The sequence below is a fragment of the Halocatena salina genome (assembly GCF_023115355.1).
Lineage (GTDB): Archaea > Halobacteriota > Halobacteria > Halobacteriales > Haloarculaceae > Halocatena > Halocatena salina.
This window is the reverse complement of record NZ_CP096019.1, coordinates 2,383,448-2,400,905: the sequence shown is the minus strand read 5'-3', so window position 1 is coordinate 2,400,905 and position 17,458 is coordinate 2,383,448. Positions and strand designations below refer to the sequence as shown.

The following is a 17,458-nucleotide window of genomic DNA, read 5'->3' as shown; positions in this document are numbered from 1 at the left end:
CTTACTGTGGTTGCCGGTCGAATACAGGTTCATGTCCTACGACGGTGTCCAACCAGCTGGCGTTCTACCACGCGCTATCGGAAGACCAGGCGGGCAATCACTGCGGACGGTCCCACGACGCTAATCATGGCTGTATACGAGATCGTCCTACTCGTGGTCGGTGTCACCCTCCTCGGAGCGGCAGTACTTCCGCGTTTGCTCTCGGAAAAACCGATCTCGTTTCCGCTGCTGTATCTCATCTTTGGGATCGTTCTCTTTTCCGCTCCCATCGATATTCCACCACCAGATCCGATCGCTCACCCACGGATCGCCGAACACCTTACCGAGCTGGTCATCATCATCGCGCTCATGAGCGCCGGATTGAAACTCGACCGGCCGTTCGATTGGCGGAGTTGGATCCCGACGTGGCGGCTATTGGGTATCACGATGCCGCTGACGATCCTGCTCGTTGCCCTCCTTGCATGGTGGTTCCTCGATGTCCATCCCGCCATCGCCATCCTCGTAGGGGCCGTCATCGCACCGACTGATCCCGTGTTGGCTTCGGACGTTCAAGCGACGCCTCCAACCACCCACACCGACGCGGACATCGATCCGGACGAACAAGAGGGATCGATCAGGTTCGCGCTCACCTCAGAGGCGGGATTCAACGACGGGCTGGCCTTTCCGTTCACTAACCTCGCCATCGTGACGGCCGCGACGGCAGCCACCGGATCGACCGGACTCCACCTACCGGTCATCGGAACGATCCATCCGATCGGAGCAAGCAGTTGGCTGATGGAGTGGTTTCTCGTCGACGTCGTGTACCAGATCACCGTGGGGGTCGTCGTCGGGATCACTATCGGGTATCTCACCGCAGTGTTCATCTTTCACCACCCATCGAGTACCGAACTGGCTCGGGTGATGGAGGGAACGGAAGCGCTGGCTGCGACGTTGATCACGTACGGGATAACGGAACTGCTGCACGGGTATGGCTTCATCGCCGTGTTCGTCGGTGCGCTCACGCTGCGCCACTTCGAGTGGAAAGACGACTACTACGTGGCGCTTCACGATTTCGCTGTCGTCGTCGAACGGCTGCTGATGGCAGCGGTGCTGGTCCTGTTCGGGGGTGCACTCACGACAGGCCTACTCGCCCCGCTCAATGTGTTGCAGGTGCTCCTCGCCATTTCGGTCGTACTGATCGTCCGGCCGCTGGCGGGGTTGATCGGGCTGATCGGCGCACCCGACGCGTGGCACGAACGGTTCGTCATCGCGGCGTTCGGGATTCGAGGCATCGGATCATTTTATTACCTCAGTCACGGGATCTACGAGATACAAAAAAAGGAGTTCGCGTTGTTCGCTACCGATCAACTGTGGGCCTTCATCGGTGCTGTCGTGCTCAGCTCGATGCTCATCCACGGTATCACGAGTAGCCCGGTGATAGCGGCGTTGGATCGGTGGCGCGAAGCGCACCAGCCGTAGCTAACGGATCCCTGAAACGCCTGCCAGTTCCTGCGTGGTCGTTACGGTTACGGAGCATAGATCTCAGGGCATGACGAAAGAAACGTCTCCACGGGGCGTGAGATCCGAAGACACGGGGTTGCCGATTATCAATGAGAACGGGGACGAACTCGGCGTTATCCATGGCGTCGTGGCTGAGGACGTGACGATCGACCCCGCCGACACTCTCGATGATGCCACGATGACGACGCTCGGATGGGACGATCGGAACGCCCTGCAAACGCTTCCACGTTCCATGTTAGAGCGCGTTCCATCCGACATCGGGTCGTACGTCACGGTGTTCCGTTTCGAGACGGAGACACACGAATAATCTCCCGAACGATGACCAGCCATGGTCGGCCGAACATTCTTGTAGGGTGCCGTGGTAGGTAACGATGCGATCAGAAGGGACGATCACGCGACACCGATGGTAGACACCGGAGCGATCCGTTCCCGTCGACCCACCCTAGTCCCAGGATCGTGCTCGGCTGTCAGCCACGATCAGCCGTAGTTCCGGCTCTACCGTCTCGTAGAGCAGCTCGGAGAGCCAACCGACGCAGCCGAATTAGCACTTCCCAATCGAAAATGTCACATCCATCCGTTATCGATCTCGACGACGCACAGCCCGCTGACGGTCCGATGGGTTTCATCACGGCTCAGGGTGATCGACCGTGACGAACATCGGATACACGCTCAGTAGCGAGGAACGGGGACCGAACACGCTGGTCGAGAACGCGGTTCGTGCCCAAGAAGCTGGCTTTGGATATGCTCTCATTTCGGACCATTTCCATCCATGGACCTCAACACAAGGAAACGCGCCGTTCGTCTGGAGTGCGCTCGGTGCTATCGCCGAGGCGACCGACGCACTCGATGTCGGAACGGGCGTTACGTGTCCGACCGTGCGAATGCATCCGGCAGTGACGGCTCACGCAGTCGCCACCACGGCAGCGATGTTCGACGGTCGCTTTTTCTTCGGTGTCGGCACGGGCGAGAACCTCAACGAGCACGTCACTGGCGAGCGCTGGCCGCCGTTCGACGTTCGATTGGAGATGCTCATTGAGGCGGTCGAGATCATGCGGAAACTCTGGACCGGCGAGAACGTCACCCACCGAGGGGACCATTACACCGTCGAGAACGCCCGGCTGTTCACGCTCCCAGAAGAACCGCCGCCGATCTACGTCTCTGGGACGGGACCCAAATCGACCCGAGCGGCGAGAGACATCGGCGACGGACTCGTTAGCACCGCTCCCAAAGAGTCACTGGTCGAGACGTTCACGGAAACGAACGATGGCCCGTGCTACGGACAGATGACGGTCTGTTATGCCGAATCGGAGTCCGAAGCCCGTAAAATCGCTCACGAGTGGTGGCCGAACGTCGCACTCACTGGTGAACTCGGACAGCTGCTCCCGACACCAAAACAGTTCGAGCAGGCCGTGGAGATGGTTTCCGAGGATGACGTTGCCGAACTCGTCGCCTGTGGGCCCGATCCGGACGATCACATCGAGATGATCGAAACGTACGCCGATGCGGGTTTCGATCACGTGTACGTTCATCAGGTCGGTCCCGATCAGGAGAGGTTCTTCGATTTCTATGAGAACGAGATCCTTCCGTCGTACTAGTACACCGGTGACCCCCCATTCATTCCCACCCACCGTCTGTTACCAGCGCTTGCTGGGTGTCGTAACCACGTCCACACCGGGGCTGTAGTAACACACTGGTTCGGTGTCAGGAGGGCCGAACCCGTTTGCCCGAAAGAGCGTGTTGTCAGTTGTCTCGACGCTTGCATCGTACAGTATCCACGGCCCATGTTCGACATCGGTGTATCGGATCTGTCCGTCCTGTGACTGGGTGTAAAGGCGGCGACGATCGGTCAGGAACGCACCGAGGGAGTCCAGTTCGGCTGTGAACGAGGAACCAGTCGGTCGGTACGTGACTGCGTAACTCGCTGGGCGGCTGCCCGGATGCCGTCGTCGGCTTCGAAAGCAAATCCCGTTTGTGCTGTAGTCGACGGACATCCGAGCGTAGTAGTACGGCAGACGATGAGTGAGCCGTGCTCCGAATACGGCGAGCACGCTGGGAGCATCAAGACTGAAAAAATAGATGCCGGGTTCACCGTCACAGACGACGTACGTCCGTAGATTCAACTCCGGAAGGTCCATTCCGAGACGCCGTGGAACGCCGAGCGGTCGCGTATCTGTGTTGACGAACGGAACGATCGTCAGCCATCCCGTACCGTCGTATTCATGAACAGCAAACGGCTCCGGTAGGTGACGAGCGAGCAAATCGCGCTCGATGGGCCAGTTAGCAAACAGAACGCGACGCCAGCCGAACGCAAGAGGAATGCTCATCATGCTGAACCACGAGGGGATCGACGCCTCACGGAAACGGATGCCTGACCAATAGTGCTTCAGCTTGCGACTGCGGCGTTCGCGTCGGAATCCTCGGTATGGCGCTCGAACGCACTCAGCAGGGGAATACAGGCCTCGTGACTAAGCCGCCGGTTACCCGAGAAACGAGCGATGATCGATCAGCTATCAGTCGCGCGCCGGTCCGTTCGGCGTGCTCGGGAGACGACCGACAACGCAGCCGTCCGCGAACAGCTCGCTTCGATCGATGAAGGTCTGATGGAACTCACCGAAGAACAAACGACACAGGACACCGATCCAGCGACGGAAGTCGACCGGCTCACGCCGATCGAGGAGAAGCTCGCTGGACTCCTCGATGCGGCCAGCGGCGATACTGAGACCCAAATCGCCGAAGCACGGGATGCGATCGACATCTTCCGACAGGAACACACGGAGTGGGATACGGAGCAACCACGCGACTGAACCCGTCGAGACGCTCGCGGAACTATAGCAACAGACCTCCGAAGACGCATTACGGGACGCTTTCTCGGAACACCGTTCGGAAACAGAAGCGCACGTTCACCGACTCGAAGAGGTGTTTGAGATGATGGAAATAGAACCGGAAGAAAATCTGAATAAAGCGGTCGGTGAACTGATCGAAGACCACGACGGATTCGCCAGCCGAGATCTCGATCAACAAGTTCTCGATCGATTCATCCTCTCGGCCGAACAGAAGACGGAACATTACGAGATCGGAAGCGTGGGATGAGCGTGTCGTAGGCACCGACCTCGGAATGAACGATGTCGCCGAGCTGCTCGAACAGTACCATCAGAAAGAGGAAAACGCCTTGAACACGCTGTCAAATATCAGTGAGGAGTCCCGATCGTCGGAGTGAAACCCCGTCCAAACACGCAAATCACACCGATTCGTCTTCGTTCTGCCGATCGACTTCCGCAGTTTCTTCGGGGGTCGCGCCACCGCGGTCGGAGTACCCTTCACGACCGACCGATTCTTTCGGCATCAGGTTCAGAATCATCTGTCGGACCTCCGAGGGCGACTCGAACGTGTTCTCGCCCATCGGGTCGAACAGATCTCTGAGCGTGATTGGCTCGGCGTTGGTTCGGTCCACCTCGTGGTCGCCGTGTTCTCCGACCAGCTCCTCGACTGTCATCGGATACGACGCTTCCTCAAGGATCGGCATGGTGTCTGTGAAGTCGACACCCCCCTCACGATCGGTATCATCTTCGGGCATATCCTCCCTTGGAGCCGTCGGCTCTATACGTCTTTTCCACGCATATCCAGCGCTTTCAGGAAGCAGCGGGGCAGAGATTTAAGTGACTAGGCGACGAGTAATCGACTATGAATGGGGAAACGCCACCGGAAGGGGAACAACCGGACACTGGAGCCGATGAACAGACACTTGGCGTTGGACAAACGGTGTACACCGAAGACGGCGACCCGATCGGAACGATCCGTGGGATCGGAGAAGGAGGCGTTTTCGTGACCACACGGACTGGTGTCGAGAGTCTGACGGTCGAACACGCCCGCTCCGGTCACGAATTCGGAGAAGGAGAACTGATGTGGCGGTGTACGGAGTGTGGCGAGATGGGACAGATCAAATCGGGACTGCCGGACCAGTGTACGGGGTGTGGTGAACCGAAAGAGGCGTTGATGTACTGGACTGAAGATTGACAGGAGTGTCTCCGTCCGTTCCGAACACGTCGTGGCAGATACAGGCGTGGTACTTAGGCCGGATTGGGAGGATACTGCTAGTGACGCATGCCCGTGAAAGAGATTTCAAACGATCCGGTAACAGCATCGAAAAATGAAGCCGTGAGCGACTGCGCCAAGCGGATGAATCAAGAAAACGTCGGATCACTCGTCGTCGAAGACGAGGGCAAAGTGGTGGGCGTCCTCACCGACCGCCAGATCGCGCTTGCAGCAGGTGACCACCAAGGAGATGTCTCGGCAGTAACCACCGAGGAGATAATGACCGATGGAGTGGTGACGCTGCAAGAAGACGAGGATAGCCTCGCGGCAGCGAGAACGATGGCTGCGGAGGGAGTGAGACGGCTCCCAGTCGTTGATAGCTCCGATTCGCTGGTGGGCATCGTTTCACTGGATGACGTCGTCTCGTTGACCGGCGAACAGTTGGCGGATGCGACTACAGTCATCGAAAAGCAGTCTCCGGGCTACGAACCGTAATCGATTGGGGTCGGCTCACCAGAATTTGAGCGATGTCTTGACCGCCTCACGCTTGAGCTCCTGAATGTGTTGGGTCAGAGGGATGTCTTTCGGACAAACTTCAGTGCAGGAAAACTGGGTTTGACACCGCCACACCCCCACTTCTTCTTCCATCGTTTCGAGTCGTTGCTGTTTGCGGTCCTCACCTTCGCGTTCGTCCATCAGAAATCGGTAAGATTTGTTGATCGCCGCCGGACCGAGATAGTTGCCTCCGGACGCGATGTTACAGGAGGACGTACACGCTCCACACCAGATACAGCGCGTGCTCATCTTGATCTTTTCGCGGTTCTCCGGTCGCTGGCGCTGTTCTTCGAGCGCGTCATCCGGTTTTTGTTCGGTTTGAAAGTACGGATCGACCGCCTTCATCTGGTCGTAGAAATGTTCCATGTCGACGACGAGATCCTTTAGCACCTCCTGATGTGGAAGCGGCTCGACCTGTATCGGTTCTGTAAGTCCCTCGATCTGTGTCCGGCAGCCGAGGCGCTGTCGACCGTTGATGAAAAAGGCATCAGAGCCACAGATCGCCTGCCGACAGGAGTGTCGGAAGGTCAACGACGGATCGAACGTGTCACGGGCGTAGATCAGTGCGTCCAACACCGTCATTCCCTGTTCAAACGGAACGACGAACTCGTCGAAGCGTGGCTCGCGTTTGTCCTCGACATCGGGATCGTAGCGGAACACCCGGAGTCGAACGTGCTCTCCCGACCGATCGCTGATTGTCTCCTCGGATCGTTGAGTCGTCTTCTTTGCCGTTTGTTCCTGTTGAGGAGACCGTTTGGCCCACATTTCACGGGAGGGTATCTTCTCCGAGTCGTCCTGTGAGTCCGTGGTCGTCTCTTTTTGGCTCACGCGTAGCACCCGTAGGATCGTAAGGGGATGTACGACAATAAGTCCCAGTGGTGCTATCGATCATCACGGACATCGGGACGTGGTGCGATCGTGATCCCCGGACCGATAACGCTATCAAACTGGCTGCTGACAGTCATCGGTGACGGAATCTCATGTTTTCGAACGTCCTCGAAGCCGTCGGACAAGATCGATCCGAACAGGCAACACAGACAGCAGCGAGCGGATTCGACGCCATCCGACGGGGAGTGAAAGGCGGAATCATCGGGACCTTCGTGATGACGGCGTTTCGCATACCGATCACGCGCTCGCTGCCCCCAACAGCGAACTTCTGGGCGAAGTACGTCGCCGCGGGTCCGCCCGAGGAGTATACGGTTCAAGGTATCGTGCTCCATCTGTTGTATGGCACTGCGAGCGGGATCGCTTTCATACTGTGTTGTGCTCCCGGCGGAACCGGCTCGGACGTCACCGACGAACAGCAGGGAATCCTTCGAGGGATCGCGTTCGGACTGTTCCTGTCGGTCTTCGGGGAACGGATCGTGTTAAAACGGCTGTTGGACATGGATCTCGAAGCGAACGAACAGCTCATTTTCCACGTGAGTCATATCATCTACGGTCTCACGCTCGGGACGTGGGTCGGATCCAACACGTAGCCATTCCTTACACGGAGAACACAACTCGACCGAACGGTTCCAGTGTCGATCTCCCGTTCGGCGTTGCTCGGATATGCTGCGATCAAGGTCGTCTGAACGAATGTAGTAGCTCTTTCATGGCGCACATCACCGTCAAACCCCCAGACAGCACGCTTGACGGGGCCACCCGGTTCGTCATCGAGTAGGGAATCGTCCGATGGGAGCACTCGCGCCCAACCCACCGCAAGGTTTCACTAGCGGGCGTACGGAACGAGGGAGTTTGTGACCGGCTTAGGATCGGTATCATGACGTAGTATCCGTGCCTGCTTTTACAGGGGTACGAATGTAATGGAAGCGCTACTCGGACGCGACTCGTACTACTGTTTTCTGGCACCGACAGCTACTCGGATCCGAGTTCACTCATATATTTTCTTTTTATTTTTATAATGATTACAAGTGTATGAAGGCAGAATAAATATCGCTACAGGTAGTCACCGATCGTAATGGATACAGATGTTCCACCACAGTAAAGAGCTTCAGTATGAGGTACGCGTCGAAGAGCCGGATCCGGAGTTTGCGAAGATGCTCCAGCAAGCGATCGGTGGTGTCGAGGGAGAGATGCGCGTTGCCCTCCAGTACATGTTTCAGGCGTTTGCAGTTCCTAAAAAGAAACATCAATTCCGGACGATGTTGATGGAGACTGCTGCTGAAGAACTCGGACACATCGAGATGCTTGCAACCGCCGTGGCGAAGAACTTAGAGGGTGCCTCCGAGAAAGACCGCGATCGCGCGAGAGAAGATCCGATCATCGCCACCATGATGGACAGTGGACAGCCCCGACAGGCGCTTTCGGCGGGCCTCCATGCGATGCCGGTCGACAGTAACGGCGTTCCATTCAGCGGCAACTACGTCGTCGCAAGCGGCAATATGGCCGCCGATATGTACGCGAACGTGATGGCCGAATCGACGGGGCGCCTCTTGGCAACCCGCCTGTGGGAGATGACTGACGATCCCGGGATGAAAGATATGCTCTCGTATCTCATCGCCCGGGATACCATGCACCAAAACCAGTGGCGCGTCGTCCTCGAAGAGTGCTTCGAGGAACCCATGCCGATCCCGGGCAGCTTCCCACAAGAAGAAGAAAATCAGAAGTACAACTACGCATTTATGTCTACGTTCTGTGGGGAAAGTGAGGACCCAGAACAGCCATGGACGCAGGGTGAATCTCCCGACGGAAAAGGCGAGTTCTCATTCCTGTCCGAGCAACCCGGCGGCGGAAAACCGGATCTCGAAAAGGTCATCGAAGAAATGTACAACGAAGTGAACTGAGATGCCGTACCAACGCACCTTCTCGGGGCTTTCGCGACGAGACGTTCTCGTCGCGACCGGTGTTGCGGTATCCGGAGTCACGGGCCTGAGCCGCACGGTCAACGGGGAGCCGTCCGCGTCGGTCACCGTCGCGCGAGACCGGACTCTTGCGCCAGTTTCCGAAGATCTCGATGAGACACTTCGACGAAACGACGTCGCTCTGTCGGTCAGTACCGTCAGTACAGAGAAGGGATTCGAGCGGTTTCTCAGTCGTGACGTTGATGTGTTCCACGCGGTTCGTCCGATGCTTCCTGATGAAGCAGCCACGGCTCCAACCGCCGAATACGAGGCGTTCGAGAGCGTTGACGGCACTGCGTTGCTTCGGTCACCGGAGCGATGGCGATCGATGCTCTCAACCGAACAGCTCGACACACTCCGGGGGTCGAACGCGAGCCAAACGTGGACGGAACTCGTTCCGTCCGACGCATCGGTAGATCTGGACCCGCCGGCCGTCGAGTCCGATGGGGCCGACGCGTTCGAGGCGACGAAGCGTCCAGAGACCGTTCTCCCCACCGATAACACGAAGGTCATCGTACGAGGCATCCGCGCGGATCAGTATGCCAAGGGCCATGGCGGACTCGGCTACTACGAGGTACTGAGCGAGGAACTGACGACGGCTGAAAAGAGCACTGATCGGTCATCCGAGTCGCTCGTGGGGCGACTCCGGTACACCTACGTCGACGCCCACGCCGCGAGCGAGGAGGGCGTCGCGTCGTTCATCCAACTCTTTGGAAGGCACGCCCGCCGACGGCTTGCCGGTGTCGTCCCGTTTGCGGACGAAACGACACCGTTGCGAACGTTCGACGACCATCGGTCATCGATGTGACGTCCAGTCGGTAGTGGTTCGCTTCCGACCGGCTCCCGATCGTTCGTCGTTCACCCCATCACCATCAGGCGCTCATCGCGCGACAGCTTTCGGCACAGTCCGGGAGAACCTCCGCACAGACCTGACAGTGGTCGTGGTCGTGACGGCGACATTCGTCGGCGCATTCCTCACACAGGTCAGCACAGATCCCAGCGAGCTCCGAGCTGTAGCCGGAATCGCGGGCCATAAACCGGGCGTGAAGCGACGCGATATCGACGACGTCCCGACAGAGACGGAGACACCGTGCCATTTCCTCGCCGTGGTCCGTACACTCGTCGGCACACCACTCACAGACCTCGGTTGCCTCCTGACACCGTTCGATACATTCTCTCTGTTGGTCGCTCAGGCGGTCGATCTTGGAGACGGTTTCTGCAAGAGCCATTGCATTTTATCAGAGGATGATAAACGGTATCACTACTGTGCCTGCCTTTGCTGTGTCGTCTCGCTGTCGATGGCTGTCGTTAGATCCTCGATGGCGTCTCGAACGACGGGAGGTGTGACTCGATCTCTTCGCGTTCGTGTTCCAGCCACTCCGGAAGCGCAAGATCAGCTCCGAGTTCGTCATCCGTTTGATCGACGGTAAATCCGGGTTCCGTCGTCGCGATCTCGAAGAGAACTCCGCCCGGTTCGCGGAAGTAGATCGACTGGAAGTACGTTCGGTCGATGATCTCAGTGACCCGTAGATTCTGATCAGCCAGATGTTCGCGCCACCGTTCCTGTTCGGTCGTATCCTGAGCTTTGTACGCGACGTGGTGAACGGTGCCGATCCCAGACCGACCGCGTGCTCGATCCGTTTCGAGAAGATCGACGGTTGAACCTGATCCGCTGTCAGTAGCTCGGTATCGGTGTCGTCCATCCTCCTCGGTCTCGAACTCGTAGCCGAGTCCCGTGGTCAGTACATCGGCGGTCGGTTCGATCTCATTAACGGCTAGAGTGACGCTGTTCAACCCGCGTAGTTGGTGTCGTTCCGGAACGGGGCTCGCTTCCCACGGATGAGCGGTAGGGGCGTCGGTTGCGACGAGCGAGAGCGTGATGCCGTCCGGGTCCTCGAACTCGATGACTGTTTCACCGAATCGATCGGTCGGCTCCGTAACGTCGACGCCGTGTGCTTCTAGTCTGTCGATCCAGTAGTCGAGCGACCCCGAGGGAACGGAATACGCCGTGGTCTTCGTTTGTCCTGCGCCGAACTGTCCTGATCGACCTCGGTCACCCCACGGGAAAAACGTGATGTTCGTTCCGGGAGTTCCCTCGCCATCGCCGAAGTAGAAATGGTAGGTGTACGTATCGTCGTGGTTTACTGTCTTTTTTATGAATCTGAGACCGAGCGTTTCGACGTAGAATTCAGCGTTCTCCTGTGGATCGCCAGCGATCGCAGTCACGTGGTGAAGACCGCGCGTGGTCGGTGCCATCACCATCTGATAGGGGAAGAGAGCTATTTATAGCTCAGCTACCCCTCGGAACACCAGGTGACATCACTGTTACTACGTTTCCTAACGAAAAACACCGGCCGTACGCGACTGTCTGGATCGGGTTGCCCCGGCGTCATTCCACGAGCGGAGCGATCATACCGGAAACGTGGTCGATCTCCGTCCCATTGATACCGTGCCCCATTCCCTCGTACAGTCGCTTGGTCACGTCTCCGTTCAACTGTTCGAAGATCGCTGCCGACCGGTGAACTCGCTGTTCGGGAACGTGTGGATCGACGTCGCTACAGCCGAGAAAGATGGGCGTCGATTCGAGGTCTCCGTCGTAGTTCTCGGGCGCAACGGTTTCACCGATGAGACTGCCGCTCAACACCGCGAGACCACCATATCGCGTGGGATTTCGTGCGACGAATTCGCTGCTGAGACAGCCGCCGTGAGAGAATCCGAGCAGAACGACGTGGTCTGGTGGAATGGCACTCTCGTTAGCCCGCTCGACCGCGTCTGCGATCGCCTGCAACCCCGACGTGCGGCCGGATTCGTTCGATTCGACAGGAGCCGTAAACGCGTTCGGATACCATGTTGTGAGCGGCTTGGAGAGCGAGATACGCGACATCCTCGTGTGGGAACTCTTTGGCCATCTGGACGATCTCCCGGGCAGTCGCCTCTCGTCCATGAACTAAGACGATAGCGACGTTAACAGCGTCGAGAGACGCTCCAGCCGTTAGGAGCGGCTGGTCTTGATGTGGTCCGTCACGGGAACGTCTCCGTCGTGATGACCGTATCGGTCTCGAAACGTCGGTGTCCGAGCATCGCCTACCCGTTCTGATGATGGCACGGACTTCAATCCGTCCTTATGGAACGCCTATCAGGGGACAGTTATTTGGTCATCTGTGGTACAGAAAGTAGGAGCATCCAAATACGAAATATGAAATGTCGAAAGAAGACAAATTCTTGGTAGATGCGACAGCGTATTTCAAAGAGTATACAGAAGACATGTAGTGGATGTATCCACGACGTAGGAATCCGTTACGAACACGAACGCATCGGCTACTCACCGGACGGCCGTCCATTGGCCTCCACAATCCATCATAGCTATAGGTATTATCTATCAGTAACTATTAGTTCATCGTTCTCACGCTGATGTCGACGGCGATCCATCGCCGAATCGTCATCCTTCTCGAACGGAGGTAGGCCGGGGAAAGCGTCGTTCTCGGCTCGTGACGGTTCATTCTTCCATGAAGAACGCTTGGATTCACTCAATGGCACGGTCGAAACCGACCCGTTGTGATCACATACCGGAGATCGATGAGTACCGAACTGGGCGAACAGCCATGGAGCCATCAGAGTTCGGGATCGCCAGTTACCAGTTCAGTGTATCGAGCACAGCGGTGAAACCGGTGCGACTAGCACTCTCCATTACAAGAGTACGGTTGTAATTCTACCTGATGCGATCCGAACGACAGCGAGACTGCCATTTTGTTCTGTATTCGAGAATACAAGCAGGAAGCCCGAGAGTGGGCGTGTCCGACGTAGATATATCAGAGTGGTAGATGGTAAAATTAGCGTCGTTTGCGTCTATCGTCACTGAACCACGCTATTCTCATATAGAGAACACCAGGGGAGACGGAAGGGGGGATATCTCCCGTCTTTCACGGTTATCGACACCCGAACCGTTAAGACGTGTGATGGAAAGAACTCTGGTGATGCAACCAGATCCAGACGGTGGGGACAGTCGAACGACCACCGATCGGGTGGAACAGATCCTCGAACGGATGACACTCACGGAAAAAGCGGCACAACTCGGATCGGTGAACGCCGATGCGCTCTTCGACGAGCGTGGTCGCCTCGACGAAACAGCACTCGACGAACACCTCTCGAACGGGATCGGGCACTTGACGCGTCTCGGTGGTGAGGGTGGACTGTCGCCACAGACGGCCGCCGAACGCACGAACGATATACAGGGGTATCTTCAAGAGGAGACCCGTCTCGGCATCCCGGCCATTCCCCACGAGGAGTGTCTGAGCGGTTACATGGGTCCTGAAGGAACGACGTTCCCACAGATGATTGGAGTGGCGAGCACGTGGTCGCCGGATCTTCTCGCGGAGATCACCGACAGCATCCGGAGCCAGTTGGAGGCGATCGGCACTGCACACGCCCTGTCCCCGGTTCTCGACGTGGCGCGTGATCTTCGGTGGGGACGCGTCGAAGAGACGTTCGGCGAGGACCCGTATCTCGTCGCGTCGATGGCGTGTAGCTACGTCGACGGACTCCAGAATGATGGTGATGGGATCTCGGCAACGTTGAAACATTTCGCCGGCCACAGCGTTGGCGCTGGCGGCAAGAATCGGAGTTCGGTGTCACTCGGTCGTCGCGAACTCCGTGAGACCCACTTGTTCCCCTTCGAGGCAGCGGTTCGAACGGCGAATGCCGAATCCGTGATGAACGCCTACCACGACATCGACGGCGTGCCCTGTGCCAGCGATCACTGGTTACTGACCGACGTTCTCCGCGGAGAGTGGGGCTTCGAGGGAACGGTCGTCTCCGACTATTACAGCGTCGAATTCCTCCGGAGCGAGCACGGCGTGGCTGCCGACCGGCAGGAAGCAGGGATCACCGCACTCGAGGCTGGGATCGACGTCGAACTCCCATACACGGACTGCTACGGAGAACATCTCAGTGCTGCCGTCGAGGAAGGCCAGCTTGACGAAGAAACGATCGACCGGGCCGTTCGGCGCGTCCTGCGCATGAAAGCGCGGAAAGGACTGCTCGACGACGCTTCGGTCGATCCCAAGACGGCGAGTGATCCGTTCGGAACCGCGGCGACGGAACTCACCGCGCGGGCGGCGCGCGAATCGATGACGTTGTTGAAGAACGAGGACGACCTGCTCCCCCTTGGAGAGGAGTTGGATACGCTCGCGGTCGTCGGCCCGAAGGCGGACGATCCCCAAGAGCTGATGGGTGATTACGCCTACCCCGCCCACTATCCCGAAGAGGAGATCGACTTCGAGGCGACGACCCCCCTCGATGCCGTCCGCGTCCGGAGTGACGATTGCGGATTCGAGGTGCGCTACGAACGGGGTTGTACAACGACCGGCCACGATACCGACGGGATCGACCGGGCTGTCGACGCTGTGACCGATGCCGATGTCGCCGTTGCGTTCGTCGGTGCTCGCTCTGCCGTGGACTTCTCCGATGCCGAGGGGGACGACGACAGGCCAAGCGTCCCGACGAGCGGTGAGGGCTGCGACGTGGTGGATCTGGGTCTTCCCGGTGTCCAACAGGAACTAGTTGAGCGATGTCACGAGACAGACACGCCGCTCATCGTCGTCGTCGTGAGTGGCAAACCCCACTCGATCGAGTGGATCGCCGAGCGCGTCCCTGCCGTGCTTCAGGCGTGGCTCCCCGGCGAACAGGGCGGGGAGGGGGTCGCAAGCGTGCTGTTCGGTGAACACAACCCCAGTGGCCATCTCCCGGTGTCCATCCCGCGCACCGTCGGACAACTCCCGATCCATTACAGTCGCAAGCCCAACACCGCGACCGAGGAGTACGTCTACACGGGGAGTGATCCGCTGTACGTGTTCGGCCACGGGTTGAGCTACACCGACTTCGAGTACGGTGATCTCTCGCTGTCGACCGACGAGCTTCCACCGACAGGAACGGTGACCGCCGAGATAACCGTCGCGAACACCGGTGATCGATCGGGCCACGACGTAGTACAGTTGTACGCCAGCGCGCAGAATCCAGATCAAGCGCGTCCGGTTCAGGAACTCGTCGGATTCGAACGCGTCCACATCGATGCGGGCGAGGCCAAACGGGTCCGTTTCGAAGTCGACGCCTCACAACTCGCCTACCACGACCGAAATCTCGATCTTGCCGTCGAGGCGGGTCCGTACGAGTTCCGGGTCGGCCATTCGGCAGCCGACATCGTTACGTCAGCCTCGTTCGAGGTGACGGAAACGAAACCCGTGCCGTTGCCCGAACGAACGTACTTCACTAAGACGGGCGTGTCAGGCGCCGAACGCTGAACACCGTCCCGTTCAAACGACGACGGTGTCGTTGACGAGCCGTCCGATACGATCGATGTCGATCGTGATCTGATCCTGCTCGTGGAGCGTGAACGTCTCCGGTGGGACGAGCGCGGTGCCGGTAAGAAGAACGAGCGTTTCTGGGAGGCTGTTGTGCTGTCGCAGATATGTGACCAACTGATCGCAGGTGGTCACCATCTCGCCGGTCGAGGTGGTTTCCTCGTACACCACCTCGTTGTCACGTTCGATGGTGAGCGACATCGTGAGATCGTGGGGGTCTTCGACGGATTCCGGGCTGGCAACACAGGGACCGAGCGAGCAACAGCGATCGTACACTTTCGCTTGGGGCAGGTACAGGGGGTTTTCACCCTCGATGTCCCGGCTCGACACGTCGTTGCCGATCGTGTAGCCGACTACCTCCCCGCGGTGGAGGACGATGCCCAACTCCGGCTCCGGCACGTCCCACTCCGAGTCACCTCGAACGCCGACGGCATCCCCAGGGCCGACGGTCCGCGAGGCTGTCGCCTTCAAGAACAGCTCGGGACGTTCGCTGTCGTACACGTCGATGTACACTTCCGGCTTCCCACTCTCAGCCGTGCGAGCCTGTTCGCTGATCCTGTATGTGACGCCTGCCGCCCACACTTCGTCTGGAATAACTGGCAGAAGAGCATTCCTATCGATCGTGTCGAGATCACGAGATTCGGCGTCGGAGATTCGGCGTCGGGCGATGGCATCGATCGACTGATCGCTGGCGTTCGCCGCGCGCGCGAGTTCAGTGAACGACCCGAGATCGTCCGACGCCGTCGTCAAGTCATACGCGTCGTCATCGTCGTCGATGACGACGAGAGATCCAGAGCGCGACCCATGCTCTCCGTCGGAGAGTCGATAATACCGCATACACGTTGATGCACTGATATCGTTAAAAGAGTATCGCCAACAGATGAGAGCAGACGAATATCACACCACGGCAGGGGTGATTCTCTCGTTGCACTGGCAGAGGAGGGAGATTCCGTACGTATTTACTCCATGCCACATAGATGGTGATATGACCACGGATTCTACCGCACCGCTCGATGAGGTCGATCCTGAGTCGGTTACGCCCGGCGCTGTCGACGAGTCCGACGTGCATGGGGCCCTCGCGTCTTCGGACCCGCTGATCCGACAGCGGGGTGCGAACGTCTGTGAAACGCTCGCAGAGCAGAACGTCGATACCGTGGTGCCATTTCTCGATGCGATCGCATCGCTAGCCGGTGAGGACAACGCCCCGATCGCGCTCCGTGCGATCGGCATCCTCGACGCCGTCGTGGAAGACGACCCACACGCACTCGACAGCAGGGTTTCGGGGCTGATCGATGCACTCGATAGCGACGTGGTCGACGTTCGACTGACCACTGGAACGGTTCTCGGGAAGCTCGTCGTGGAGCGACCGGAGCTGGTCGCGCCACACACGCAGCGGCTGCTCGATTCCCTCGACGACACCGAACCGGATCACACCACGACGGATATTAGCACCGGAACCGACCGTGTGACGCGACAGACGCTTCAACGACACGAGGCAGCCGAGCGGAACCGACTGATCGCCGGGCGGCGAACGCTGATCAACGTCGTCGTCGCAGTCACCGAGACGGAACCACGATCGGTGTTCGACAGCGCCGTCAGCCTCGGTGCGCTGTTGGACGACGTGGATCCTGTCGTTGCCGGGGGCGCTGTCGATGCGCTCGCTGAACTCGCGGCCATCGATCCGACGGTCGTCGCACCTTTCGGAGATCGACTGATCGACTGCCTCGATCGTGAAAGCACCGTCGTCCGTGCGCGGGCCATCCGTGCGCTCGGCTATCTCGGTGACGACGCAGCGATTCCGAAACTGCGAACCGTCGCCGAAACGGCGGCCGACGAAACCGTTCGATCGCTCGCAACGAAGACGGCGAACTTCCTCACCGACACCACATAGTGCGATCGAACGCCCGAACGGTCACTCGTCCATCGCTCGGTTTGTACAGTACCAGAAGGCCGTGCTGAAGAAGACGAAGCCACCGACGACGAGGACAATATCAACGACGAGAACGGGAAACGACGCGTCGCCCGGCCCAACGTACAGGACTGACAGCCCGATGAGCAGCCCACAGGCGATCAAGAGCGCGAGCAGTAGCTTCATCTGTCGACGCTGGGCACAGACGAGATCGAGCAGCACGGAACGGTTCGACATAGAATGAGATCGGTCGGCGACGTGAA

At 58.6% G+C, this 17,458-nt stretch carries 18 protein-coding genes and 2 pseudogenes; 12 read left to right on the top strand and 8 right to left on the bottom strand.

Annotated features, from left to right (window positions below; all coding sequences use genetic code 11):
* Window positions 1-126 precede the first annotated feature (126 nt).
* The 3 genes from MW046_RS12310 (at window position 127) to MW046_RS12300 (ending at window position 3,095) form a co-directional block, all read left to right on the top strand.
* On the top strand, window positions 127-1,458 hold the full coding sequence (locus tag MW046_RS12310) for a cation:proton antiporter (RefSeq protein ID WP_247993398.1): 1,332 nt from the start codon (window positions 127-129) through the stop codon (window positions 1,456-1,458).
* 70 nt (window positions 1,459-1,528) lie between these two features.
* A complete protein-coding gene (locus MW046_RS12305) occupies window positions 1,529-1,807 on the top strand; it encodes a DUF8593 domain-containing protein (protein WP_247993397.1) in 279 nt (92 codons plus the stop codon).
* 340 nt (window positions 1,808-2,147) lie between these two features.
* On the top strand, window positions 2,148-3,095 hold the full coding sequence (locus MW046_RS12300) for a TIGR03557 family F420-dependent LLM class oxidoreductase (RefSeq protein ID WP_247993396.1): 948 nt from the start codon (window positions 2,148-2,150) through the stop codon (window positions 3,093-3,095).
* 39 nt (window positions 3,096-3,134) lie between these two features.
* On the opposite strand, the gene MW046_RS12295 is transcribed toward MW046_RS12300, so the two are convergent.
* On the bottom strand, window positions 3,135-3,824 hold the full coding sequence (locus MW046_RS12295) for a YqjF family protein (protein WP_247993395.1): 690 nt from the start codon (window positions 3,822-3,824) through the stop codon (window positions 3,135-3,137).
* Between the two features lie 171 nt (window positions 3,825-3,995).
* On the opposite strand from MW046_RS12295, the gene MW046_RS12290 reads away from it, so the two are divergent.
* Together MW046_RS12290 and MW046_RS12285 are read left to right on the top strand one after the other, a co-directional pair.
* Complete coding sequence (locus tag MW046_RS12290) at window positions 3,996-4,304, top strand: DUF7553 family protein (RefSeq protein ID WP_247993394.1); 309 nt, start codon at window positions 3,996-3,998, stop codon at window positions 4,302-4,304.
* A 46-nt stretch (window positions 4,305-4,350) separates the two neighbouring features.
* Window positions 4,351-4,590: pseudogene (locus MW046_RS12285) on the top strand (DUF892 family protein); the annotation flags it as partial.
* A gap of 148 nt (window positions 4,591-4,738) precedes the next feature.
* Here the strand turns inward: MW046_RS12285 and MW046_RS12280 are convergent.
* Window positions 4,739-5,074: a DUF5789 family protein gene (locus tag MW046_RS12280; protein WP_247993393.1), complete on the bottom strand. Its 336-nt coding sequence runs from the start codon at window positions 5,072-5,074 to the stop codon at window positions 4,739-4,741.
* Between the two features lie 107 nt (window positions 5,075-5,181).
* Here MW046_RS12280 and MW046_RS12275 point away from each other — a divergent pair, with 107 nt between their 5' ends.
* On the top strand, window positions 5,182-5,514 hold the full coding sequence (locus MW046_RS12275; protein ID WP_247993392.1) for a DUF7130 family rubredoxin-like protein: 333 nt from the start codon (window positions 5,182-5,184) through the stop codon (window positions 5,512-5,514).
* A 93-nt stretch (window positions 5,515-5,607) separates the two neighbouring features.
* Complete coding sequence (locus MW046_RS12270) at window positions 5,608-6,027, top strand: CBS domain-containing protein (protein ID WP_247993391.1); 420 nt, start codon at window positions 5,608-5,610, stop codon at window positions 6,025-6,027.
* 15 nt (window positions 6,028-6,042) lie between these two features.
* Here the strand turns inward: MW046_RS12270 and MW046_RS12265 are convergent, their stop codons facing one another.
* Window positions 6,043-6,852 carry a succinate dehydrogenase/fumarate reductase iron-sulfur subunit gene (locus MW046_RS12265; protein WP_247994777.1) on the bottom strand — a complete coding sequence of 270 codons (810 nt, stop codon included), beginning with the start codon at window positions 6,850-6,852 and terminating at the stop codon, window positions 6,043-6,045.
* 215 nt (window positions 6,853-7,067) lie between these two features.
* Here MW046_RS12265 and MW046_RS12260 point away from each other — a divergent pair, with 215 nt between their 5' ends.
* The 3 genes from MW046_RS12260 (at window position 7,068) to MW046_RS12250 (ending at window position 9,738) form a co-directional block, all read left to right on the top strand.
* The gene (locus MW046_RS12260; protein ID WP_247993390.1) at window positions 7,068-7,565 is read left to right on the top strand and encodes a hypothetical protein; all 498 of its coding nucleotides are present in this window, start codon (window positions 7,068-7,070) and stop codon (window positions 7,563-7,565) included.
* A 492-nt stretch (window positions 7,566-8,057) separates the two neighbouring features.
* The gene (locus tag MW046_RS12255) at window positions 8,058-8,873 is read left to right on the top strand and encodes a manganese catalase family protein (RefSeq protein WP_247993389.1); all 816 of its coding nucleotides are present in this window, start codon (window positions 8,058-8,060) and stop codon (window positions 8,871-8,873) included.
* A 1-nt stretch (window position 8,874) separates the two neighbouring features.
* On the top strand, window positions 8,875-9,738 hold the full coding sequence (locus tag MW046_RS12250; protein ID WP_247993388.1) for a type 2 periplasmic-binding domain-containing protein: 864 nt from the start codon (window positions 8,875-8,877) through the stop codon (window positions 9,736-9,738).
* A gap of 64 nt (window positions 9,739-9,802) precedes the next feature.
* On the opposite strand, the gene MW046_RS12245 is transcribed toward MW046_RS12250, so the two are convergent.
* The 3 genes and pseudogenes from MW046_RS12245 to MW046_RS12235 form a co-directional block, all read right to left on the bottom strand.
* Window positions 9,803-10,159: a four-helix bundle copper-binding protein gene (locus tag MW046_RS12245; RefSeq protein WP_247993387.1), complete on the bottom strand. Its 357-nt coding sequence runs from the start codon at window positions 10,157-10,159 to the stop codon at window positions 9,803-9,805.
* A gap of 79 nt (window positions 10,160-10,238) precedes the next feature.
* The gene (locus tag MW046_RS12240; protein ID WP_247993386.1) at window positions 10,239-11,186 is read right to left on the bottom strand and encodes a ring-cleaving dioxygenase; all 948 of its coding nucleotides are present in this window, start codon (window positions 11,184-11,186) and stop codon (window positions 10,239-10,241) included.
* A gap of 133 nt (window positions 11,187-11,319) precedes the next feature.
* Window positions 11,320-11,983, bottom strand: a pseudogene (locus MW046_RS12235) (alpha/beta hydrolase).
* Between the two features lie 921 nt (window positions 11,984-12,904).
* On the opposite strand from MW046_RS12235, the gene MW046_RS12230 reads away from it, so the two are divergent.
* On the top strand, window positions 12,905-15,226 hold the full coding sequence (locus tag MW046_RS12230; RefSeq protein ID WP_368411331.1) for a glycoside hydrolase family 3 N-terminal domain-containing protein: 2,322 nt from the start codon (window positions 12,905-12,907) through the stop codon (window positions 15,224-15,226).
* 12 nt (window positions 15,227-15,238) lie between these two features.
* Here MW046_RS12230 and MW046_RS12225 read toward each other — a convergent pair whose 3' ends face one another.
* Window positions 15,239-16,123: a fumarylacetoacetate hydrolase family protein gene (locus MW046_RS12225; RefSeq protein WP_247993385.1), complete on the bottom strand. Its 885-nt coding sequence runs from the start codon at window positions 16,121-16,123 to the stop codon at window positions 15,239-15,241.
* A 148-nt stretch (window positions 16,124-16,271) separates the two neighbouring features.
* On the opposite strand from MW046_RS12225, the gene MW046_RS12220 reads away from it, so the two are divergent.
* Complete coding sequence (locus MW046_RS12220; RefSeq protein ID WP_247993384.1) at window positions 16,272-17,177, top strand: HEAT repeat domain-containing protein; 906 nt, start codon at window positions 16,272-16,274, stop codon at window positions 17,175-17,177.
* Window positions 17,178-17,198: 21 nt separating this feature from the next.
* Here the strand turns inward: MW046_RS12220 and MW046_RS12215 are convergent, their stop codons facing one another.
* Window positions 17,199-17,432, bottom strand: a complete 234-nt coding sequence (locus MW046_RS12215) for a hypothetical protein (protein WP_247993383.1) — start codon at window positions 17,430-17,432, stop codon at window positions 17,199-17,201.
* Window positions 17,433-17,458: the final 26 nt, after the last annotated feature.